The 21,880-nt window shown below is 67.5% G+C and carries 19 protein-coding genes; 9 read left to right on the forward strand and 10 right to left on the reverse strand.

Features of this window, described 5'->3' with window-relative positions; translation table 11 throughout:
- Positions 1-34 precede the first annotated feature (34 nt).
- From ABVN73_RS14650 to ABVN73_RS14660, 3 genes are all read left to right on the forward strand, one after another.
- The gene (locus tag ABVN73_RS14650; protein WP_353860387.1) at positions 35-1,183 is read left to right on the forward strand and encodes an MBL fold metallo-hydrolase; all 1,149 of its coding nucleotides are present in this window, start codon (positions 35-37) and stop codon (positions 1,181-1,183) included.
- A 77-nt stretch (positions 1,184-1,260) separates the two neighbouring features.
- The gene (locus ABVN73_RS14655) at positions 1,261-2,508 is read left to right on the forward strand and encodes a sodium:proton antiporter (RefSeq protein WP_353860388.1); all 1,248 of its coding nucleotides are present in this window, start codon (positions 1,261-1,263) and stop codon (positions 2,506-2,508) included.
- Positions 2,509-2,639: 131 nt separating this feature from the next.
- Positions 2,640-3,875 carry a YeeE/YedE family protein gene (locus tag ABVN73_RS14660; RefSeq protein WP_353860389.1) on the forward strand — a complete coding sequence of 412 codons (1,236 nt, stop codon included), beginning with the start codon at positions 2,640-2,642 and terminating at the stop codon, positions 3,873-3,875.
- A 69-nt stretch (positions 3,876-3,944) separates the two neighbouring features.
- Here ABVN73_RS14660 and ABVN73_RS14665 read toward each other — a convergent pair whose 3' ends face one another.
- Together ABVN73_RS14665 and ABVN73_RS14670 are read right to left on the reverse strand one after the other, a co-directional pair.
- The gene (locus tag ABVN73_RS14665) at positions 3,945-5,570 is read right to left on the reverse strand and encodes a calcium-binding protein (RefSeq protein WP_353860390.1); all 1,626 of its coding nucleotides are present in this window, start codon (positions 5,568-5,570) and stop codon (positions 3,945-3,947) included.
- 219 nt (positions 5,571-5,789) lie between these two features.
- Entirely contained in the window at positions 5,790-6,692 is a 903-nt protein-coding gene (locus ABVN73_RS14670; RefSeq protein WP_353860391.1) for a LysR substrate-binding domain-containing protein, read from the reverse strand.
- Positions 6,693-6,823: 131 nt separating this feature from the next.
- Here ABVN73_RS14670 and ABVN73_RS14675 point away from each other — a divergent pair, with 131 nt between their 5' ends.
- The 5 genes from ABVN73_RS14675 to dgcN all read left to right on the forward strand — a co-directional run bounded on the left by ABVN73_RS14675 (position 6,824) and on the right by dgcN (position 13,241).
- Entirely contained in the window at positions 6,824-7,942 is a 1,119-nt protein-coding gene (locus tag ABVN73_RS14675; protein ID WP_353860392.1) for an S-(hydroxymethyl)glutathione dehydrogenase/class III alcohol dehydrogenase, read from the forward strand.
- 7 nt (positions 7,943-7,949) lie between these two features.
- The gene (gene fghA / locus ABVN73_RS14680) at positions 7,950-8,825 is read left to right on the forward strand and encodes an S-formylglutathione hydrolase (RefSeq protein WP_353860393.1); all 876 of its coding nucleotides are present in this window, start codon (positions 7,950-7,952) and stop codon (positions 8,823-8,825) included.
- A 135-nt stretch (positions 8,826-8,960) separates the two neighbouring features.
- Positions 8,961-9,947: a TAXI family TRAP transporter solute-binding subunit gene (locus ABVN73_RS14685; RefSeq protein WP_353860394.1), complete on the forward strand. Its 987-nt coding sequence runs from the start codon at positions 8,961-8,963 to the stop codon at positions 9,945-9,947.
- A 170-nt stretch (positions 9,948-10,117) separates the two neighbouring features.
- On the forward strand, positions 10,118-12,193 hold the full coding sequence (locus tag ABVN73_RS14690) for a TRAP transporter permease (RefSeq protein WP_353860395.1): 2,076 nt from the start codon (positions 10,118-10,120) through the stop codon (positions 12,191-12,193).
- 34 nt (positions 12,194-12,227) lie between these two features.
- Complete coding sequence (dgcN, locus tag ABVN73_RS14695) at positions 12,228-13,241, forward strand: N-acetyltransferase DgcN (RefSeq protein WP_353860396.1); 1,014 nt, start codon at positions 12,228-12,230, stop codon at positions 13,239-13,241.
- Positions 13,242-13,243: 2 nt separating this feature from the next.
- Here dgcN and ABVN73_RS14700 read toward each other — a convergent pair whose 3' ends face one another.
- Positions 13,244-13,369 (reverse strand): hypothetical protein, encoded by a 126-nt coding sequence (locus ABVN73_RS14700; RefSeq protein ID WP_282184573.1) that lies wholly within the window; start codon positions 13,367-13,369, stop codon positions 13,244-13,246.
- Between ABVN73_RS14700 and ABVN73_RS14705 the strand changes: the two genes are divergently transcribed.
- The gene (locus ABVN73_RS14705) at positions 13,368-13,796 is read left to right on the forward strand and encodes an NUDIX hydrolase (RefSeq protein ID WP_353860397.1); all 429 of its coding nucleotides are present in this window, start codon (positions 13,368-13,370) and stop codon (positions 13,794-13,796) included. The genes ABVN73_RS14700 and ABVN73_RS14705 overlap by 2 nt on opposite strands.
- 77 nt (positions 13,797-13,873) lie before the next feature.
- Here ABVN73_RS14705 and ABVN73_RS14710 read toward each other — a convergent pair whose 3' ends face one another.
- The 7 genes from ABVN73_RS14710 to ABVN73_RS14740 all read right to left on the reverse strand — a co-directional run bounded on the left by ABVN73_RS14710 (position 13,874) and on the right by ABVN73_RS14740 (position 21,601).
- The gene (locus tag ABVN73_RS14710; protein ID WP_353860398.1) at positions 13,874-15,343 is read right to left on the reverse strand and encodes a tagaturonate reductase; all 1,470 of its coding nucleotides are present in this window, start codon (positions 15,341-15,343) and stop codon (positions 13,874-13,876) included.
- A gap of 35 nt (positions 15,344-15,378) precedes the next feature.
- Positions 15,379-16,866 (reverse strand): altronate dehydratase family protein, encoded by a 1,488-nt coding sequence (locus tag ABVN73_RS14715; RefSeq protein ID WP_353860399.1) that lies wholly within the window; start codon positions 16,864-16,866, stop codon positions 15,379-15,381.
- A gap of 66 nt (positions 16,867-16,932) precedes the next feature.
- The gene (locus ABVN73_RS14720; protein ID WP_035677019.1) at positions 16,933-18,207 is read right to left on the reverse strand and encodes a TRAP transporter large permease; all 1,275 of its coding nucleotides are present in this window, start codon (positions 18,205-18,207) and stop codon (positions 16,933-16,935) included.
- Positions 18,204-18,674 (reverse strand): TRAP transporter small permease, encoded by a 471-nt coding sequence (locus ABVN73_RS14725; RefSeq protein WP_353860400.1) that lies wholly within the window; start codon positions 18,672-18,674, stop codon positions 18,204-18,206. The genes ABVN73_RS14720 and ABVN73_RS14725 overlap by 4 nt, the downstream gene beginning before the upstream one ends.
- Positions 18,675-18,732: 58 nt before the next feature.
- Positions 18,733-19,641 carry a C4-dicarboxylate TRAP transporter substrate-binding protein gene (locus ABVN73_RS14730; RefSeq protein ID WP_247895937.1) on the reverse strand — a complete coding sequence of 303 codons (909 nt, stop codon included), beginning with the start codon at positions 19,639-19,641 and terminating at the stop codon, positions 18,733-18,735.
- A gap of 218 nt (positions 19,642-19,859) precedes the next feature.
- Positions 19,860-20,864, reverse strand: coding sequence for a zinc-binding alcohol dehydrogenase family protein (locus ABVN73_RS14735; RefSeq protein ID WP_353860809.1), 1,005 nt, complete (start codon positions 20,862-20,864; stop codon positions 19,860-19,862).
- 44 nt (positions 20,865-20,908) lie between these two features.
- Complete coding sequence (locus tag ABVN73_RS14740; RefSeq protein WP_353860401.1) at positions 20,909-21,601, reverse strand: FadR/GntR family transcriptional regulator; 693 nt, start codon at positions 21,599-21,601, stop codon at positions 20,909-20,911.
- Positions 21,602-21,880: the final 279 nt, after the last annotated feature.

The raw sequence follows: 21,880 nt of genomic DNA on the forward strand, positions 1-21,880 counted from the left end.
GCGAGGGATAGGCACAGTGCGGAACGGGGGCGTGATGTCAAGTGACGCTGCGATGACGGGGGCGATGACGGGGGCGATGACGGGGGCTATGACGGGGCGTGGGCGCAAGGCCCGGCTGCGCGCGCTGTCGGGTCTGGGCGACAAGGGGCCGGCCTGCTTCCTGGCGATGATCGGCGGGGCGCGGCTGCTGCTCGACCTCGGCGAGGGGCCGGACGCCGGGCGCCTGCCGCCGTTGAGCGGGGCGGGGCGGGTGGACGCCATCCTGGTCACCCACACCCACGGCGACCATGCCGGCGCCCTGGGCCTGCGCCACCGGGTCGGCAGCCCGCCGGTCTACGCCACGCCGCTGGCCGCCCGCCTCCTGCCGCCGACCGTCGCGGCCCTGCCGTTGCCCGTCCGCGGGACCCTGGAGATCCAGGGCGTGCCGGTGACCACCGGGCGGTCCGGCCACGCGCCGGGCGGGGTGTGGATCCACCTCGGCACCGAGGATGGCGGGATTCTCTACATGGGCGACCATTCCGACGAATCGGCCCTGTTCCCCTTCGACCCGCCGCCGCCGGCGCGGCGGGTGATCCTCGACGCCTCCTACGGGCTGGACGACACCCCGCAGGCGGAGCGGCTGGCCGCGCTGGAGCCCTTTCTCCACGCGGGCGGCGCGCTGTTCCCCGTGGCGGCGGACGGGCGCGGGCCGGAAATGGCCCTGTGGGCTCTGGATCACGGCGTCGTCCCGGCCATCGACGACGCCCACCGCGCCGCCATCGCCCATCTGCTGGCGGAGGCCGACACGGCCCTGCGGCCCGGCGTGGAGGAGCGCCTGCGCCGGCTGCTCGACCGTGCCAAGGTGCCGGGCGACCCGCGCGACGTCACCTTCGCCGCCGGTCCCAACGCCACCAGCGGCACCGCCGCCGAGCTGGTGGAACGTTGGGCCGGTCTGGATGGGCCGGACATCGTCTTCACCGGCTATCTCGCCGCCGGCACGCCGTCGCGGACACTGGTCGACGCGGGCCGCGCGCGGTACCGGCGCTGGAACGTCCACCCGACGCTGCGCCAGTTGACGGCGCTGGTCGCCGCCACCGGGGCGGAACGGGTCCTGCCCGCCTTCGGCGACATCCGGCATCGGGAGGGCTGGCGGGCCGCCTTCGCCCCGGCCATTCTGGAGGGGCTGGACGCTCCGGAGGACTGAGCGCGAGAGGATCGCGGCGGACGCCCTGTTGGCATGGCTTGTCCCATCCCCGGCCGACGGACGTTCAACGGACTCCCATGGGCATTTTCGAGCTGCTGTCCCTCCTGCTGACCCTGGCGGCGCTGTTCAGCTTCGCCAGCCGCGGCCTGCTCGGCCTGCCGGCGACGGCGGGGGTGTTCCTCCTGGCCTTCGGCTTCGCCTTCGCGACGGCGGTGGTCGGGACGCTGGTGCCGGCCATCGACATCCGCGCCTGGGAGGAGCGTCTGGTCACCAGCGCCCATCTGCCCGAAGCGCTTCTGCAAGGGGTGCTGGCCTTCCTGCTGTTCGCCGGGGCGGTGGAGCAGGACGGACGCCCGCTGTGGCGGCGGCGCTGGGCGGTGGCCCTGCTGGCGACGCTGGGGGTGGTGATCTCCGCGGGCGTCATGGGGGCGGGGATGTGGCTGGTCTTCGGCGCGGTGGGCCAGCCGGTGCCGCTGATCTGGTGCCTGGTGCTGGGGGCGGCGCTGGCGCCGACCGACCCGGTGGCGGTGCTGGCCGTGCTGCGCAAGGCGCCGCTGCCGGAGGGGCTGCGCACCGCCATCGCGGGCGAGAGCCTGTTCAACGACGGCATGGGGGTGGTGCTGTTCGCCCTCCTGCTCGGGCTCGCCACCGGGACCGACACCGACCTGACGGTGGGGGGCGTCGCCTGGGACATCGTGAAGGAGGCGGGCGGCGGCGTCCTGCTCGGGCTGGCGACCGGCTCCATCGCCTTCTGTGCGAAGAGCCGCGCGGACGACCCGGCGGTGGAGCTGTCGATCTCGCTGGCCTTGGCGGCGGCGACCTACAGCCTCGCCCAGCGTCTCGGCCTGTCCGGTCCCATCGCGGTCGTGATGGCGGGGCTGCTGATCGGGAACACCGCCAAGCACCATGTGTCGTCGGAGCGGACGGGCTTCATCATGAAGGCCTTCTGGTCAATGGTGGACGCCATCCTGAACGCCATTCTCTTCATGCTGGTCGGTCTGGAGGCGGCGGTGGTGCTGTCCTGGCAGGCGCCGGTGATGGCCGCGGCGTTCCTGGCGCCATTGCTGGCGCTGGTGGCCCGGCTGGCCAGCGTGCTGCCCGTGGTCGCCTTTCATCTGCGCAGCCAGCGCAAGGCGGCGGCGACCGCCGTGCTGACCTGGGGCGGGGTGCGCGGCGGCATCGCGGTGGCCCTGGTCCTGTCGCTGCCCGACACCCCCCACCGCGACCTGCTGCTGGTCGCCTGCTACGCCGTCGTCGCCTTCACCATCATCGTGCAGAGCCTGACGCTCGGCCGGCTCACCCGGCGCCTGTTTCCCGACGTCTGACGGCAAGCCCCGCGCAGGACAGGGATGCGCAAAACAGCCTTTCCTGTGGAAACCATCCCATTATCTACTGAAGCCAACAAGGCAACCGCCTTTATCAACGAACAAATTTTGTTGTTTTTTGGAGTGTCGGGATGACGGACACGACTCTGGGCCGGGCGGCGGGTTCGGCCGCGCTGCTGCCGGGAATCGACTGGCGCGTGGTCGCCGTGGCGCTGCTCGCCTTGGCGGGCGGGGGCCTGTGGATCGGCGACGCCGTGTCGGGACGGCAGGCGGCGCTCTATCTGGTGGGCGGCGCCATGGGCCTCGTGCTCTACCACGCGCTGTTCGGCTTCACCTCCGCCTTCCGCGTCTTCATCGCGGACCGGCGCGGGGCGGGGCTGCGGGCGCAAATGGTCATGCTGGCCGTGGCCTGCGCGCTGTTCTTCCCGGTGCTGGCGGCGGGGACGCTGTTCGGCACGCCGGTGAAGGGGCTGGTGTCGCCGGTCGGCCTGTCGGTGGTGGTCGGCGCCTTCCTGTTCGGCATCGGCATGCAGCTGGGCGGCGGCTGCGCCTCGGGCACGCTGTTCACGGTGGGCGGCGGCAGCACGCGCATGGTGGTGACGCTGGCCTTCTTCATCGTCGGCTCGGTGCTGGGCGCCTATCACCTGCCCTGGTGGCAGGCGCAATGGACCGCCGCTCCGGTGTCGGTGGTCACCGCCTGGGGCTGGCCGGCGGCGCTGGCGGTCAACCTCGCCGTCTTCGCCGCGGTCTATGCCGGCACCCTCGCGCTTGAGAAGCGGCGCCACGGACGCCTGATCGAGGGCGCCCCGGCAAAGACGGAGGGTCTGCGGCGCTTCCTGCGCGGTCCCTGGCCGCTGGTCTGGGGCGCGGTGGCGCTGGCCGTGCTGAATTTCGCGACGCTGGCGCTGGCCGGGCGTCCGTGGGGCATCACCTCGGCCTTCGCGCTGTGGGGCAGCAAGGGGCTGGCCGCGCTGGGCGTGGACGTCGCCTCCTGGCCCTTCTGGCAGGCGCCGGCCCAGGCCAGGGCGTTGCAGGAGAGTGTGCTGGCCGACGTCACATCCGTGATGGATTTCGGCATCATCCTGGGGGCGCTGCTCGCCGCCGGTCTGGCCGGCAAGTTCGCCCCGGTGTGGAAATTGCCGCTGCGGTCGCTGGTTGCGGCGGTGGTCGGCGGGCTTCTGCTCGGCTACGGCTCGCGCCTCGCCTACGGCTGCAACATCGGCGCCTATTTCAGCGGGATCGCGTCGGGCAGCCTGCACGGCTGGGTGTGGATCGTCGCGGCGCTGGCCGGCAATTACCTGGGCACCGGGCTGCGCCCGCTCTTCGGCCTGGAGGTCGAGCGCACGCCGCGTCCGACCGCCTGCTGAGCCGAGTGTGAATGAGGAAGCCGGCGAGTCACCGAAGGGGCGGCTCACCGGCTTCACAGGCCGGAAACGCTACGAGCCGTACGGTACGATTACGATGTCCGAGGCCGACAGCGTATCCACGTAGAACCGGGCGATCTGGATCGCCGCGCCGGAGCCGATGCCGTCAGCGTCGTAATACAGGGTACGGAACATCGTATCGAAAATGAGGCGGTCGTCGGCATCCGCCGGCATGTCCAGCGCGAACATGTTTGCATCCAGCGCGCCAACCGGAAGACCAAAGGTCGATGCTTCCAGTTCAATGCGATCCTCTCCGCTCTGGAAATCCTCGATTGTGTCGCCGGACCAGGGGTCGATGCTCAGGCGGAAGGCGTCGGCGCCAGCGCCGCCATTCAGTCGATCGGGGTTCTGCCCCCCGATGAGGGTGTCGTCACCATCTCCACCATACAGAAAGTCGGTCTCGTCCCCACCGCTCAGTCGGTTCGCTGCGGCGTTGCCAATCAGAGTGTCACTTTGATTGCTTCCGATGACGTTCTCAATATCGTTGAACGTATCGCCATCGGCATAACCTCCGCTTCCGGTTCCGGTGGCAAGGTTCACGGTCACTCCCGACCACATCGAGTTGCTGCTGTAACTCACCGTGTCGGTGCCGGCCCCGCCATCAAGCGCATCGCTTCCAAATCCGGCCTCGAAGGTGTCATTCCCGGCGCCGCCGTTGATTTCGGTCGCGCTATAGACGTTGTGGGCGTCGAACACGTCGTCGCCACCGCCGCCATAGATGCGCTCAACCTGCCACACGGCGAGGTCGATGTGTTTTGGGTCGTCTTGTTGAATAACGACGGTGTCGAGCCCCGATCCGCCGATGACAACGGCCTCGTTTCCGCTGATGTAGAAATAGTCATCGCCCATTTCACCCAAGAGCGTGTCGGCCCCCTCTCCACCGATCAGGGTGTCGTTGCCCATGCCACCTTCCAGGAGATCGTCCCCCTCCCCACCAGCAAGCCAGTCGTTACCCATGTCGGCCTGCAACGTGTCGTTTCCAGCGCCACCGGAAAGCGAGTCGTCGCCGTAGTCGCCCTGCAGATGATCGTCTCCGTCGTCGCCGGACAAGGTGTCGTTTGCAGAGCCGCCGCGAATCGTATCGTTGCCCTCCCCTCCGTTAATGACGACATTTTCCGATCCATAGTCGGCGTTGATCGAGTCATTGCCGGCGCTGCCATAGGCGACTTCAAAATTCGCGAGGTGAAGGTTGAGTGTAATCCCTGCATTCCCCAGTACGATTACGGTGTCGTGCCCGTCGCCTCCGTCAAAGAAATAATCAAAGCTATCGACGTAGAGTGTGTCGTCTCCTTCTCCGCCATGTAAAAAATCCGCGCCGGTGCCGCCGAAAAGCGTATCGTCACCTTCTTCACCGATCAGATTGTCATCGCCATCGCCCCCGTCCAGAATGTCATTGCCTTCTCCGCCAAACAGGGTGTCGTCGCCGCTTCCCCCGTTCAGAACGTCGTTCCCTTGGTCGCCTTTGAGAAAGTCGGCACCATTGTCACCGGCCAGTGTGTCGTTCCCTTCGCCACCATGGATTCCGTCCTCACCGTCACCTCCGATCAGCACGTCGTCGCCTTCTTCTCCGCTGATCAAATCATTGTCCGGTGTTCCCTCCAAATAATCGGCTTCCAATGTTCCTGAAATGATCGCCATTTTCTGTCCCCCGATTGAGTGCCGCTGTGTTTTCGCGTCTTGCGGCCGGAACAGAAAAGTTAGCGACAATGAAAGGCGGAAACCTGTGACGGCCATCACTCCTTATCGTTGTATTTGATGTGGCAGCTTGCCGCATGACGATGGTTGAATAAAAAAATTCTCAAAAAAGATGTGGTTCGTCGTTCTTCGGAGCGCGGTCTGGGCAGGCGGCGCCCTGCCTCAGCGATACTCCGGCCGCCGGGCCAGCCCTTCCTTGAGGTGCTGGATCAGCAGCCGCACCTTGGGCGACAGATGGCGCTGCGGCGGGTAGACCGCCCAGACGGCGGTGTTGGGCGGACGATGGGCTTCCAGGAGGGAAACCAGTCGGCCCGCGGTCAGATGCTCCACCACATAATAGTCGGGCAGCTGGCACAGCCCGAAGCCGCGCAGCGCCGCGTCCAGAACCGCCGTGCCGCTGTTGCAGCGCCAGCGCCTTTGCGGCCGGAACAGCCACTCGGGCCCGCCGTCCTCCAGCGATCCCGCGTCGAAGGTCCAGCCGTCCGCCGTACCGGTCAGGCAGTCGTGCTCGGCGAGGTCGGCCAGCCGGCGCGGCGTCCCGTGCCGCTCCAGATAGGACGGGGCGGCGCACAGATGCATGACCCGCGGCGCGATCCGCGTGGCGACGAGGCTGGAATCCATCAGCCGCCCCAGCCGCACCGCAAGGTCCACCCCCTCATGCACCAGATCCAGCCGGCGGTTGGTCAGCTCGATCTCGACGCGGAGCTGGGGGTGGCGCTCCAGGAAATCGTTCACCAATGGGACCACGAACCGCTCGCCGTAGGCCACGGCGCAGGTCAGGCGCAGCAGGCCCTTGGGCTCCGCCTGGAGGTCGCTGACGGCGAGCAGCGCCTCGTCCCGCTCCTCGATCAGGCGGCGGCAGTGGGCGAGCAGGGAACGGCCCGCCTCGGTCAGCGTCACGCTGCGGGTGGTGCGGTAGAACAGGCGGGCCTGCAAGCGGTCCTCCAGCCGCGCCACCTGCCGGCTGACTTGCGAGGAGGAGATGCGCAGCCGTTCCGCCGCGCGGGAGAAGCCGCCGCACTCGGCAACCGCCACGAATTCGTCGATGCCATCCCAGCGGCTCACCCGTCAAACCCCCGATTCCGTGCCGATTATCCCCATACGGCAACAATCCTCTCCAACATTGCAGCGTTGTCAACGCGCGCGGAATGCTAACGTCGATCATCAAAGAAACGCGAACGCATGGAGACGGTGGGATGGTGAAGTCACGCGCGGCGGTGGCCTGGGAAGCGAAGCGCCCCCTGGAGATCGAAGAGGTCGAGGTCGCGGCGCCCAGGCAGGGCGAGGTTCTGGTGCGCATCGTCGCCACCGGCGTCTGCCACACCGACGCCTACACCCTGTCCGGCATGGATTCGGAAGGCGTGTTCCCGGCGATCCTGGGCCATGAGGGCGCCGGCGTCGTCGAGGAGGTCGGGCCGGGCGTCACGTCGGTCCAGGTCGGCGACCATGTGATCCCGCTCTACACGCCGGAATGCGGCAAGTGCAAATTCTGCCTGTCGGGCAAGACCAACCTCTGCCAGGCGATCCGCGCCACCCAGGGCAAGGGCCTGATGCCGGACGGCACCACCCGCTTCACGGCGAAGGGTCAGCCGGTGTTCCATTACATGGGCACCTCCACCTTCTCCGAATACACGGTGCTTCCGGAAATCGCGGTGGCGAAGATCAACAAGGCCGCTCCGCTGGAGAAGGTCTGCCTGCTCGGCTGCGGCGTGACCACCGGCATGGGCGCGGTGCGCAACACCGCGAAGGTCGAGCCGGGCTCGACGGTGGCCATCTTCGGCCTGGGCGGCATCGGCCTGTCGGCGATCATCGGCGCCGTCATGGCCAAGGCGTCGCGCATTATCGGCATCGACATCAACCCCGACAAGTTCGAGATCGCCAAGCAGCTCGGCGCCACCGACGTGGTGAACCCGCAGGACTACGACCGCCCGATCCAGGAAGTTCTGGTCGAGATGACCGACGGCGGCGTCGACTACAGCTTCGAGTGCATCGGCAACGTCAAGGTGATGCGCGCGGCGCTGGAATGCTGCCACAAGGGCTGGGGCGAGTCGGTGATCATCGGCGTCGCCGGGGCGGGGGAGGAGATCAGCACCCGCCCGTTCCAGCTGGTCACCGGGCGCGTCTGGCGCGGCTCCGCCTTCGGCGGCGTACGCGGCCGCTCGGAGCTTCCGGACTACGTGGAGCGCTACCTGAAGGGCGAGTTCGAGCTGGACACCTTCATCACCCACACCATGGGGCTGGAGGACATCAACAAGGCCTTCGACCTGATGCACGAGGGCAAGAGCATCCGGTCCGTCATCCTCTACAACCCGTGAGGACCGGATGGACTCGCAACTGACCCAGATCGCGGCGAACCGCTGCTTCGGCGGCTGGCACAAGCGCTTCCGGCACCGCTCCGCGGTGCTGGACTGCGACATGGTGTTCGCCGTCTATCTGCCGCCGCAGGCCGAATCGGGCGCCAAATCGGGCGCCAAATCGGGCAAGGTGCCGGTGTTCTATTGGCTGTCCGGCCTGACCTGCACCGACGAGAACTTCATGCAGAAGGCCGGCGCCATGCGGATGGCGGCGGAACTCGGCATCGCCATCGTGGCGCCGGACACCAGCCCGCGCGGCCCCGACGTGCCCGGCGACCCGGACGGCGCCTGGGACTTCGGGCTGGGCGCCGGCTTCTATGTCAATGCGACGCGGGAGCCCTGGGCGAAGCACTACCGCATGCACGACTATGTGGTGCGGGAGTTGCCGGAACTGGTCGAGGCGGAGCTGCCGGTGACGGACCGGCGCTCCATCGCCGGCCATTCCATGGGCGGGCATGGCGCGCTCGTCTGCGCGCTGCGCAATCCCGGCCGCTACCGCGCCGTGTCGGCCTTCGCGCCGATCGGCAACCCTGCCAGCGTGCCCTGGGGCGAGAAGGCGTTCGAGCGCTTCTTCGGCACCGACTACGCGGCGTGGCTGGAATGGGACAGCTGCGCCCTGCTGGGCCGCGCCACTGAGAAGCTGCCGATCCTGGTGGACCAGGGCGACGCCGACAGCTTCCTGGAGAAGCAGCTGAAGCCGGAGAACCTGCAGCGGGCGGCGGAGGCGGCGGGCCACCCGCTGACCCTGCGGATGCAGCCGGGCTACGACCACAGCTATTTCTTCATCGCCAGCTTCATCGACGACCATCTGCGCCACCACGCGGCGGCGCTGCTGGCGGACTGACGCGTTTCGCCCGGACATGCGGCCCTTTCGTCTCCGGAATGGGCCGCATGCCCGTGCCGGTCACCCATTCGTATCGACAAGTCTCCCACCCAAAGGCATGATTTCGTTACGACGCGAAATAATTGGGAGGTTGTCGTGAAGTTCATGTCCAAGACCCGCCGTCTGGCTTTCGCCGCCGTGGCGGGCGCGGTCGCCATCGGCGCCACCGTCGCCGTGGCCCAGACCCCGGCCTTCTTCCGCATCGGCACGGGCGGCACCGCCGGCACCTACTATCCGGTGGGCGGGCTGATCGCCAACGTCATCTCCGGCACCAACGGCGGCGTGCCCGGTCTGGTGGCCACGGCGGTGGCCTCCAACGGGTCGGTCGCCAACATCAACGCGATCAACGGCGGCTCCTCCGAGTCGGGCTTCTCGCAGTCGGACGTCGCCTATTGGGCCCACACCGGCACCGGTCTGTTCGAGGGCAAGGGCAAGGTGGAGGATCTGCGCGTCATCGCCACGCTCTACCCGGAGACCATCCATCTGGTCGCCCGCAAGGACGCCAACATCAAGTCGGTTTCCGACCTGAAGGGCAAGCGGGTGTCGCTGGACGAGCCGGGCTCGGGCACGCTGGTCGACGCGCGCATCGTGCTGGGCGCCTTCGGCCTGACCGAGAAGGACGTCAAGGCCGAGTATCTGAAGCCGGGTCCGGCGGGCGACCGCCTGCGCGACGGCGCGTTGGACGCCTATTTCTTCGTCGGCGGCTACCCGACCGGCGCCATTTCCGAACTCGCGACCTCGTCGGGCATCGCGCTGGTTCCGATCACCGGGCCGGAGATCGACAAGATGCTGGGCCAGTACCAGTTCTTCGCCAAGGACACCGTTCCGGCGAACACCTACAAGGACGTGCCGGAGACCCAGACCATCTCCGTCAACGCCCAGTGGCTGACCAGCGCCAAGCAGCCGGACGATCTCGTCTACAACATCGTCAAGACGCTCTACAACGAGAAGAGCCGCGCCGCGCTCGACGCCGGCCACGCCAAGGGCAAGCTCATCACGCTGAAGAACGCCACCTCGGGCCTCGGCATCCCCCTGCATCCGGGTGCGGAGAAGTTCTACAAGGAACAGGGCGTCCTGAAGTAAGCCGCCTCTGAACACGATGCACCGGGCGGGGCCGTTCCGGCACGGCGCGGCCCTTTCCCGTCCCCATCCGTGGGGTCATTCCCTCCTCCCCGTCAGGGGTTGGAGGGTTTTCGGGTTTGAGGGGACGTGAAGCAAGCCCCCGGCCCCGCCCGATTCATTCTGGAGCATCCATGACCGATACCCATCGCGACCCGCCGCCCGACATCCGGCTGGAGGCCGCGTCCATGGAACTCGACGAGGCCAAGGCCCGGGAGTTGGAGGAGAAGTTCGACTCCGAGATCCGCTTCCGACCGCTGTCGCCGCTGGCGGGGCATCTGGTCGGCGGCCTGCTGATCGTGCTGTCGCTTTTCCATTACTACACCGCCGGCTTCGGCCTGCTGGCGGAGATGGAGCACCGCGGCATCCATCTGTCCTTCGTGCTGGGCCTCGTCTTCCTGGTCTTCCCCTTCACCAAGCGCGGCTACGGCGAGCCGGTGATGGGCACCGTGCTGCGCCCGCTGGGCATCGGCCTTCAGGATTGGGCGCTGGCCATCGGCGCGGTGGTCGCGGTGATGCATGTCCCGCTGATCCCGCTCGACGATCTGGCCTTCCGCGTCGGCAATCCGACCACCACCGACGTGATCCTCGGCTCCGTCCTCATCATCGTGCTGTTGGAGGCGACCCGCCGCTCGGTCGGCTGGCCGCTGCCGATCATCGCGTCGATCTTCATGATCTACGCGATCTGGGGACCGCAGATGCCCGGGCTGCTGAAGCATCCCGGCGCCACGGTGTCGCAACTCGTCGATCACCTGTACCTGACGACCCAGGGCATCTATGGCATCGCGCTCGGCGTGGTGGCGACCTACGTCTTCCATTTCGTGCTGTTCGGCGTCTTCGCCACGCGCATCGGCTTGGGGCAGCTCTTCCTCGACTGCGCGGCCTGGGTGGCCGGGCGCTATGCCGGCGGTCCGGCGAAGGTCGCCATTTTCGGATCGGCGCTGTTCGGCATGATCTCCGGCTCCTCGGTCGCCAACACGGTGACCGTGGGCTCGCTGACCATCCCGGCGATGAAGCGGCTGGGCTACAAGCCGCATTTCGCCGCCGCCGTGGAATCGACGGCTTCGACCGGCGGCCAGATCACCCCGCCGATCATGGGGGCCGCCGCCTTCCTGATGATCGAGTTCCTGGGGCTGCCCTACACGACCATCATCCTGGCGGCCATCGTCCCGGCCTTCATGCATTTCTTCGGCGTTCTGGTGCAGGTGCATCTGGAGGCCAAGCGCAACGGCCTGCGCGGCCTGCGCCCGGACGAGATGCCGGACCTGAAGGAGGCCTTCCGCCGCGACTGGCCGACGGTCATCCCGCTGGTGGTGCTGATCGGCATCCTGATCGCCGGCTACACCCCCTATCTGGCGGCCTTCTGGGGAATCACCCTGTGCATCGCGGTCGGCCTGCTGAACCCGCGCAAGCGCATGACCATCCGGGAGGTTCTGGACGGGCTGCGCGACGGCGCCAAATACGCGTTGGCGGTCGGCGCCGCCGCCGCCACGGTGGGCATCATCGTCGGCGTGGTCACGCTGACCGGCGTGGGCTTCAAGATCTCCTACATCGTCACCTCCACCGCGGGCGAGATGGCGGGCACGCTCGGCGCCTTCCTGCCGTCCTGGCTGGCCGACGTGAAGGGGCTGACGCTGCTGTTCACCCTGATCATGACGGGCATCGTCTGCATCCTGATGGGCTGCGGCATCCCGACGACGGCCAACTACATCATCATGGCGACCATCGCCGCTCCGGCGCTGGGGCTGCTGGGGGTGGCGCCGATCGTGGCGCACTTCTTCGTCTTCTATTACGGCGTGCTGGCCGACATCACCCCGCCGGTGGCGCTGGCCGCCTACGCCGCGGCGGGCATGGCGGGGGCCGACCCCTTCAAGACCGGCAACACGGCCTTCCGGCTGGGCTTGGCGAAGGCGCTGGTGCCCTTCGTCTTCGTCTTCTCGCCGTCGCTGCTCCTGGTGGCGCCGGGCTTCACCTGGCCGGACTTCCTCATCGCCTTCTTCGGTTGCCTCGTCGGCATCGTCTGCCTGGGCGCCACCCTGACCGGCTGGCTGCTGACCACCATGCGGACCTGGGAACGGGTGCTGCTGGGGCTGGCCGCCATCCTGCTGGTCGCGCCGGAGCTGTATTCGTCGTTGCTGGGCCTGGCGCTGATCGTGCCCGTCCTGCTGCGCCAGATGTCCGCCCGCCGCCTGACGCCCGAAGCCGCCTGACGACAACAACTGGTCTCTTCGAGAGGACCCGACCATGAACATTCCCCATCCCTACCTGATGTTCCTCGGCGACGTGCAGGACCAGCTCGGCGCCAAGACGGCGCAGGGCATCGTGGACTGGCGGCCCGACTGGTGCCTCGGCCAGATCCGGCTGGAGGGCTGCAAGGCCGACCTCGGCATCCCCGACATGACGATCGCGGAGGCGGCGGGGCAGGGCGCCCGCACGCTGGTGGTCGGCGTGGTCAACGCCGGCGGCGTCCTGCCGGAGCATTGGACGAGCGTCATCGTCCAGGCCATCGAGTCCGGCATGGACGTGGCGAGCGGCCTGCACACCCGGCTGGAGAGCATCCCGGCCATCGCCGAGGCCGCGGCGCGCCACAACCGCCAGCTCTTCAACGTGCGTCATTCCGACGAGCGCTTCGCCACCGGCAAGGGGACGAAGCGTCCGGGGCGTCGGTTGCTGACGGTCGGCACCGACTGCTCCGTCGGCAAGAAGTACACGGCGCTGGCGCTGGAGAAGGAAATGCGCGCCCGCGGCATGGACGCGGATTTCCGCGCCACCGGCCAGACCGGCGTGTTCATCTCCGGGCGCGGGGTCGCCATCGACGCGGTGGTGGCCGATTTCATCTCCGGAGCGGTGGAGTGGATCTCCCCGGCGGCCGATCCGGCCCATTGGGACCTGATCGAGGGGCAGGGCTCGCTCTACCATCCGTCCTTCGCGGGGGTGTCGCTGGGGCTGCTGCACGGTGCCCAGCCCGACGCCTTCGTCGTCTGCCACGAGCCGACCCGCAGCACCATGCGCGGCGTGCAGCACCCGCTGCCGTCGATCCAGGAGGTCATCGACCTGACGATCCGCTGCGGGCAGCTGACCAACCCGGCCATCCGCCCGGTCGGCATCGCCATCAACACCAAGGCCTATGGCGAGGACGAGGCGCGCGCCTGTCTGGAGGCGGCGGCCAAGGCCCATGGTCTTCCGGCCAGTGACCCTATCCGGTTTGGCGTAGGCGAAATTATTGACCGTCTGACGGAAGAATTTGCCACTGAGTAACGTTAATAGGGGATGATCATGGTGCCGATGGGCGGCACGAAGCACAGCCGCCCATCGTCATAAGAATGATCGCCCGCCATCCCGTTCAGCCGAATTGGATCGCGGGTCCGGCCTCCCCACTTGGACATGATGAGCAACCGCACTCCCGCCACCCAATACGCCGCCCTTCCTTTCCGCCTTCGCAACGGCCGGCCCGAAATCCTGCTGGTCACCTCGCGGGAAACCAAGCGGTGGATCATCCCCAAGGGGTGGGCGGAGGAGGGTGTGAAGCCCTGCGCCATGGCGGCGCGGGAGGCCTATGAGGAAGCCGGCGTGCGGGGCACCGTCGATCACCGGCCCTTCGGCAACTTCCGCTACATGAAGCGGCTCAGCGTCAACAAGTCGGTCCTGTGCGCGGTGACCGTCTTCCTGTTGGAGGTCGACGAGGTGCTGGACGAATGGCCCGAGAAGGGCCAGCGCGAGCGCCGCTGGCTGACCCCGTCCCAGGCCGCCCTGGCCGTGGGGGAAAGCGGCCTTGTGGAGATGCTGCTGCGGCTGGGCATCCCGCCGGACTGAATCCGGACCGGCGCGGAACAGCGCGGTCCCCAAAAGAAAAGGCCCCTTCCGCGCCGGCGGAAGGGGCCTTTTTTCCGTCAGCCCTCCAGCCTTGCGGCGAGGCGGGCGAAGGTGAAGGGCTCGTCCGTCAGGAAACGGATGTCCTCGATCACCTGGGCGCGCAGCGAGCGGTCGTCGATGCTGCGGCCCCAGAAGGCGGTCTCGCCCAGATAGGCGGCGACCATCGCCTCCAGCCCCGCCGGGGTGCCGTCGTCCAGGGCGCCGATCGCGCGGACGCGCTCGACGATCTCGGCGGAGTCGCGCGGCGGCAGTGTGTCGGCGCCGGGGAAGCGGCCGAGGTAGAAGGCCAGCCAGGCGGCCAGCGACAGGCTCATCAGCGGCGCCGGCGCGCCGAAGCGCTCCCGGTAGGCGAGCAGCCGGTCCAGGTTGCGCGTCTGGTACTTGACGAGGCCGTTTAGGCTGATGTCGTACCAGAGGTGCCGGATGTAGGGGTTGCGGAAGCGCCGCAGCACGGCGGCCGCGAAGTCCTCCAGATCCGGCTTCGGCAGGGTGAGGAAGGGAATGACCTCCTCGTTGAGCAGCCGGTCGAGGAAGCGCGCCCCGGCGGGATCGCTCACCGCCTCGTCCACCGTCTCGACGCCCGCCAGCAGGGCCAGCGCGCACAGGCCGGTGTGGGCGCCGTTGAGGATGGCGACCTTGCGCGCCTTGTAGGGGGTGACGTCCGCCGTGACGACGGTGCCCTCGTCATGCTCGCCCAGCGGCAGGCGCAGCGCGGGCATCCCCTCCTTGCGCTCGATCACGAACAGGTGGAACAGCTCCGCCGCCGCCATGAAGCTGTCGTCGTAGCCCAGCTCGCGGCGCAGGTCGTCGGCCTCGGCGCGCGGGAAGCCGGGGACGATGCGGTCGACCAGCGTGTTGTAGAAGGCGTTCGCCGTCTCGATCCAGTCGATGAAGGCCGGCTCCAGCGCCCAGTCGCGGGCGTGCAGCAGCACGATGCGCTTCAGCTCCTCGCCGTTGTGGTCGATCAGCTCGCAGGCGAGCATTTGCAGGCCGGCTTCCGGCGCGCCGTCGAAGGCCTTCCAGCGCTCGTGCAGGAAGCGGGTCATCTTGCCGGGGAAGGAGACCGGCGGCTCGTCGGCGTAGGCCACCGACGGGACATAGGCGATGCCGGCGTCGGTGGTGTTGGAGACGACGACCGTGACGTTCGGGTCGCGCGCCAGCTCCAGCACCGACGCCCATTCGCCGTGCGCGGCGATCTCGTTGCGCACGCAGCCGATCAGGCGGGCCTGCGAAACCTTGGCACCGGACTCGTCGACGCCGCGCGACAGGACGGTGTAGACGCCCTCCTGCTCGTTCAGCGTCTGGGGGAAGCCGCCGGCGATCGGGCGGACGACGGTCACGCCCCAGTCGCCACCGGTGGCCTCGTTCAGGCGGTCGACCTTCCAGTCGAAGAAGGCGCGCAGAAAGTTGCCTTCGCCGAATTGCACGATCCGCGTCGTCGTCGGGCGCGGCCGGCCGTTGAGAAAGGATGCGTTCAGGCGCTGCATGGTCGGCGTCCTTTTCTGATAGGTGGTGACGGGGTTCAGAGCGTGACGCCGGACTTGAAGATCACGAGGTCATGGACGTCGTTCTCCTCGTTGCGCGCCTCCTTGCCGTTGGCGACGGCGAGGATGCTGTCGATGAAGGACGGCAGCAGGCTGTCCACCGTGGCGGTGGCCTCGGCGATGGGGCCGGCGTTGAAGTCGATCCAGTGCCGCTTCTTCTCGGCCATGGCGGTGTTGGTGGCGATCTTCATGGTCGGCACCACGCCGCCCAGCGGCGTGCCGCGGCCGGTGGTGAACAGCACGATGTGGCAGCCGGCGGCGGCCAGGGCGGTGACCGCCACGCCGTCGTTGCCCGGCGCCTCCAGCAGGGTCAGGCCCGGCTTGCGGATGCGCTCGGCGTAACGGATGACGTCGCGCACTGGGGAGAGGCCGGCCTTCTGGGTGCAGCCCAGCGACTTCTCCTCCAGCGTGCTGATGCCGCCGGCCTTGTTGCCGGGCGACGGGTTCTCGTAGATCGGCTGGTTGTGGTCGATGAAATACTGCTTGAAGTCGTTGATCAGCGTGACGACGCCCTCGAACACCTCGCGGCTCTCCGCCCGCTCCATCAGCAGATGCTCGGCGCCGAACATTTCCGGGACCTCGGTCAGCACGGTGGCGCCGCCGATCCCGCACAGCCAGTCGGAGAAGGCGCCCAGCAGCGGGTTCGCCGTGATGCCGGAGAAGCCGTCCGAGCCGCCGCACTTCAGGCCGATGCGCAGGCGGTCGGCGCCGACCGGCTCGCGCTTGTCCCCGCGCATCACCGCGGCCAGTTCCGTCATCGCCTCCAGCGACGCCTCAAGCTCGTCCGACACCTCCTGGGTGGTCAGGTAGCGCAGGCGGCGCGGGTCGGGATGCTCGAAGCCCTGGGTGAACAGGGCGCGGGTGTTGTTCTCGCAGCCCAGCCCCATGACCAGCACGCCGCCGGCGTTGGGGTGAATGGCGAAGTCGCGCAGGATGTTGCGGGTGTTGTCGAGGTCGCCGCCGAGCTGCGAGCAGCCGTAGGGATGCTCCAGCACCATGACGCGGGAGCCCTCGGGCAGCAGCCCCATCTTCTCGAAGCGCTTGGCCGCGTTCTTGGCGAGGCCGTTGACGCAGCCGACCAGCGGGATGATCCACAGGTCGTTGCGCACGCCGATCTCGCCGTTGGCGCGGACGAAGGCCTGGATGGTCGGCGCCTCCCGCTTGGCCGGCGCCGCGTCGGCCGCCGGGCCGGCGTAGGCGTAGTCCTGAACGCCGCCCAGCGCCGTCCCGATGTTGTGGGTGTGGATGTGCCGCCCCACCGGGATCGCCTCCTTGGCGAGGCCGATCACGCTGCCGTACTTGATGACCCGGTCGCCCGGCTGGTGCGGGGTCACGGCGAACTTGTGGCCCTGCGGCACCTCGTCGAGCAGGACGACGTCCAGGCCGTCGATCGCGGTGCCCTGGGCCAGCGGCTCGAGGGCGACGGCGACGGTGTCGCTGGAATGGATCTTCAGGTACTTCGGCATGTCAGGCCCCTTGGGGGAGAAACGAGGGAAGCGGGAGGGCGGCAGGAGGGGTTGGCGGAACAGGGCTCAGCGGGCCAGGACCAGCGAGAGCTCCGGCACGAAGGTGACGATCATCAGAGCCACGAACAGCGCCACGAAGAGCAGGGTGGACTGCTTCATGAAGTCCGAGATCTTCACCTTGGCGAGGTTGCAGACCAGCAGCATCACCGTGCCCACCGGCGGCGTCAGACAGCCGACCGCGAGATTCACGATCACCACGATGCCGAAATGGATCGGGTCGATGCCGAGCTGGTGCACCGTCGGCATCAGCAGCGGGACCATGACGATGAGGATCGCGTTGCCCTCGATCAGCATGCCCAGGAACAGCAGAAGCAGGTTGAGGATGAGCAGGAAGACGTACTTGTTGTCGGTCAGCGCCGTGATGTAGGTCGCCAGCTGCTGCGCCGCCTGCTCCAGCGACAGAATCCAGGCCAGCGCCGAGCAGGCCATGATGACCAGCATCACCGAGGAGGTGGCCTTGAAGGTGCCGACCAGGGCGTCCACCACATGGGCGACGCGCATCTCGCGGTAGATCACGAAGCCGATCACCAGGACGATCAGCACCGCCACCGCGCCGGCTTCGGTCGGCGTGAAGATGTTGGCGCGGATGCCGCCGATGATGGCGACCAGCAGGACCAGCACCGGCCAGGCGCCGACCAGCGCGCTGGTGGTCTCCGAGGTGGTGGGCCAGCTGTCGCGGGACGGCGGGTAGCCGTTGCGCTTGGACACGATGTAGGCGGCAACCATCAGCATGGCCGCCATGACGATGCCGGGCAGGATGCCGGCCATGAACATGGCGCCGATGGAGACGTCGGCGACGAGGCCGTAGATGATCAGCGCGATGCCCGGCGGGATGATCGGCGTCACCAGCGCGCCCGACGCCGTGACGGCGGCGGCGAAGGCGCGGTTGTAGCCCTTGCGCTCCATCTCCGGCACCAGCATGCGGGTCAGCATGGCGCTGTCGGCGAGGTTGGAGGCGCTGACGCCGCCCAGCAGCGTGCTCAGCATGATGTTGGTCAGCGCCATGCCGCCGGTGAACTTGCCGACCAGCAGGTCGGCCACGCGCAGCAGGCGCTTGGCCACGCCGGTGTGGTCCATCAGCGTGCCGAGCAGGATGAAGAAGGGAATCGCCAGGAGGGACAGGTTCTGCGAGGCGCCGATCAGCCGCTGCACCGCGATTTGGTCCGGAACCGGGCTAAAGAACACGAAATAGACAAGAACCGATGCGAAGATGGCAATGTAAAGCCGCATGTTCAAAGCGAACAGGCAAAGCATAATGAGAATGATGACGGGCCAGCTCATGGCGCGTTCCCCTTCGCGATCACCATGACGTCGATGAAGCAGCGACGCAGAAGATAAATGATGATGCCGGCCGCGCCGACCGGAACGGCGAGGTCGATCCAGAACCAGGAGATCTGAAGGATTTCCGTCAGCTTGTACTGCGCGCTCTGGGCCAGCAGGTAGCCGAGCCAGCCGGCATAGCCGAGAACCACGATCGACAGGGCCGAGACGGCCAGATCGACGGCCGCGCGGATGCGGGTGGGCAGCAGGTCCACGAACAGCGGGATGTCGAGATGCTGGCCGTCACGCTCGGCGACGATGGCGCCGATCATGATGATCCAGATCATCAGAAGCCCGGACATCTCCTCGCCCCAGTGCAGCGGAGCGTCGAAAAGGTAACGGGCGAACACCGCCGCGATGGTCATTACCACCAGAGCGGCCAGCGCGCCTCCCGCGACGACCGATGGCAGACGCCGGATCAACTCCATGGCATACTCCTCCAAACGATCCGGGCGGAGCGGCAGCCCCGCCCGGATGTGCTTATTTTTACTTGAGGTCCTTCTGGATCTGCTCGTACAGGCCGGCCGACCACTTCGGGAACTGGGTGTAGACGACCTTGGTGGCCTCGCGGAACGGCGCCGGGTCCGGCTGGATCACGGTGACGCCGGCCGCCTTCATCTTCTCGATGAACTCGGCGTCCTGCTCGGCGGCCAGCTTCTGGCTGTAGAGGCCGGCCTCGTAGCCGGTCTCGTGGACCATCTTCACGACGTCCGCCGGCAGCTTGCTGAAGAAGGCTTCGCCGCCGACCCACACCGAGGTGTTGGTCAGATAGCCGACGAGGCTCAGATACTTGGCCTGCTCATGCAGCTTGGCGCCGTACAGCACGGAGATCGGGTTCTCCACGCCGTCGATCAGGCCGGTGGTCAGGGCCGGATAGACCTCGCCCAGCGGCATCGGCGTCGCGGTGGCGCCCATCGCCTCGATCGTCTTGATCTGCATCACGTTGTTCGGGACGCGGATCTTCATGCCCTTGAGGTCCTCGGGCGTGTTGATCGGCTTCTTGGCGAGGATGTGGCGCACGCCGTACAGGTAGTTGGACATGACGATGTGCACGCCCTTCTTGCGCAGCGCCTCGTCCTTCTTCTTGAACCAGTCGCTCTCGTAGATCTTGAAGAGCTTCTGGGGGTCGTCGGTCAGGTACGGGCCGAACAGAACGCCGAGGTCGGCGTCGTAATCCTGCAAGAAGCCGACGTCGGACAGGGTGATGACGTTCATCCCCATCATCGCCTGTTCCATCACGTCCTTCTTGGCGCCCAGCTGGGAGCTGGGGAAGAGCTTCAGGGTGACTTCGCCCTTGCTCTTCTCCTTCAGAAGATCGGCCCAGTGATGCATCACCCGGTCGAGCGGCTCGCCCGGGTTGTTCTCGTAGGCGACCATGATCTCGGTCTTGGCCATGGCGCCGGACGCGGCACCGATCGACAGCACGCACGCGGCAAGGGCAGACGCCAGAAAGCGCTTCATTGTTATTTCCTCCATAGTGATGCCGGAGGGCCCGTCTGCGGACGTGGCCCAGGGACGGGTCCCGCCGACATGGCCGGACCCGGCGGCGGGACCGGCACGCCCCGCCGCGGCAGTTCGGATGATGGCGGCGCCCGGGGGCGCCGCCGGAAGGGTCAGCGCTCGATCATCACCTTGACGGTGGTGTCGCGCTCCTTCGCCCAATAGGGCAGGGCCTTGTCGGCCTCGTCGAAGGGGAAGACCTTGGAGATCAGGTCGTCGGGGGCGTGATCGAGCGTTTCGAGATAGCGGATGACGGCCTGGAAATCCTCGGAGGTCGCGTTGCGCGACCCCATGATGTCCAGCTCCTTCAGGTTGAAGAACTGCGTCTTGTAGGACACCGGCTCCTTGGCGTAGCCGATGTAGACGACGCGGCCGGCGAAGGACACGAGGTCGATGGCCTGGGTGAAGGTGGCGGGCAGGCCGACCGCCTCGATCACCACGTCGGCGCCGTCGCCGTTGGTCAGCTCCATGACGCGGGCGGCCACGTCCTCCTTGGCGGCGTCGATGGTGTGGGCGGCGCCGTAGCGGCGGGCCAGACCGGTCTTCGCCTCGCCGATGTCCACAGCGATCACCGTGGCGCCGCGATGGACGGAACCGGCGATGGCGCCCATGCCGATCATGCCGCAGCCCAGCACCAGAACGGTGTCGGCCGCCTCGACGCGGCCGCGCGCCGCGGCGTGGAAGCCGACCGACAGCGGTTCGACCAGCGCCAGATGGCGCGGCGCCAGCGTGTCGTTCAGGATCAGCTTGCCGTAGGGCAGGACGATGCGCTCGGCCAAGCCGCCGTTCTGCTGCACGCCCAGCGTGCGGTTGCTGCGGCAGGCGTTGACCCGGCCCTTGCGGCAGGACGGGCAGGTGCCGCAGGCGGTGTAGGGAATGACGATGGCGCGCCGGCCCACGGTGTATTCGGCCGGAACGCCTTCACCCACCGCGGCGATCTCGCCGCCGATCTCGTGGCCGGGAATGCGCGGCAGCGAGACCAGCGGATTCAGCCCCTTGAAGGTGCTGAGGTCGCTGCCGCACAGGGCGACGTGGCGGATGGCCAGGAGCACCTCGCCGGGGCCGGGGGTCGGCTCCGCCACCTCGTGGATCGCGCAGACGTCCACGCCTTCGATCATCAGTGCTTTCACAGGTGATGTCCTTTTTTAGAAAGCGGGCGTGTTCAGGGCGTGGGCGCGGCCGAGGGCTGCGCTTCCTGGTTGAACACGCTCTCGCTGAAATGGAAGTGTGCGTTGCTGGCCTCGACGGCCTTCTCGACGGAGCGCTCGCGCAGCGCTGCGATGATCTGGCGATGATAATCGACCGTGGTCGGCCCGATCACCGCGTTGCTCTTGCCGATCTCCATGTAATAGATCATCGGCTGCGACATCGCCTGATACATCTTCTGCAACATGGAGTTGCGGGAGGCGGCGACGATGGCGGCGTGGAAGCGGAAGTCCACCTCCGCGGCCTCGCGCACCGTCAACTGGTGCTCCATGTCCTCGGCCAGACGGTTGAGCCCGTCGATCTCCGCATCGGTGATGTGCCGGACCACCTCGGGCAGCACGCCGATCTCGATGATCCGGCGGAACTGCAGGACCTCGCGGCAGGTCTTGACGCTGCGGTCGAAGCATTGATCGAGAATGCGGAACATCGCTTCGATGTCCGGCCTGCTGACGCGGGGGCCGCGCTGCGTCTTCTCAACCAAGCCATAGGCTTCGAGGAAGATGATGACTTCGCGGATCGTGTTGCGGCTGACCCCGAACCGCTCGGCCAGCAGACGTTCGTTCGGAAGAAGATCGCCGGGCTGGTAGCGCTCGGGGATCTCCTTGCGAAGCTCTTCGAAGATGGCCTTGACGGTCGAGACGCCGTTCATGGTTTGCGCCGCCTGAGTTTGGTCCAACAATTGGACAGCTGATGGCGAACGATAGCACCGCGGCTCCGAGCGGAAAACGCCAAAAGGAGTCACAAAATGTCGAAAACAGCGCTGCTAACGCACGAAGGACAATTGCTGCGTCGCATCATCGTGTTCTGCGGCGTTTTCCTGCCGGTGTTTCCCTTTGGGGTCCGCCATGACTCGCTTCAATAAAACGTTAGGGTGTGGCGGTGCGTGCGATCGGCCGCCCTGGCGCGCCTGGGTGATGCATCCCGCTTG

It is taken from the genome of Azospirillum formosense (assembly GCF_040500525.1).
In the GTDB taxonomy this organism is placed as follows: domain Bacteria; phylum Pseudomonadota; class Alphaproteobacteria; order Azospirillales; family Azospirillaceae; genus Azospirillum; species Azospirillum formosense_A.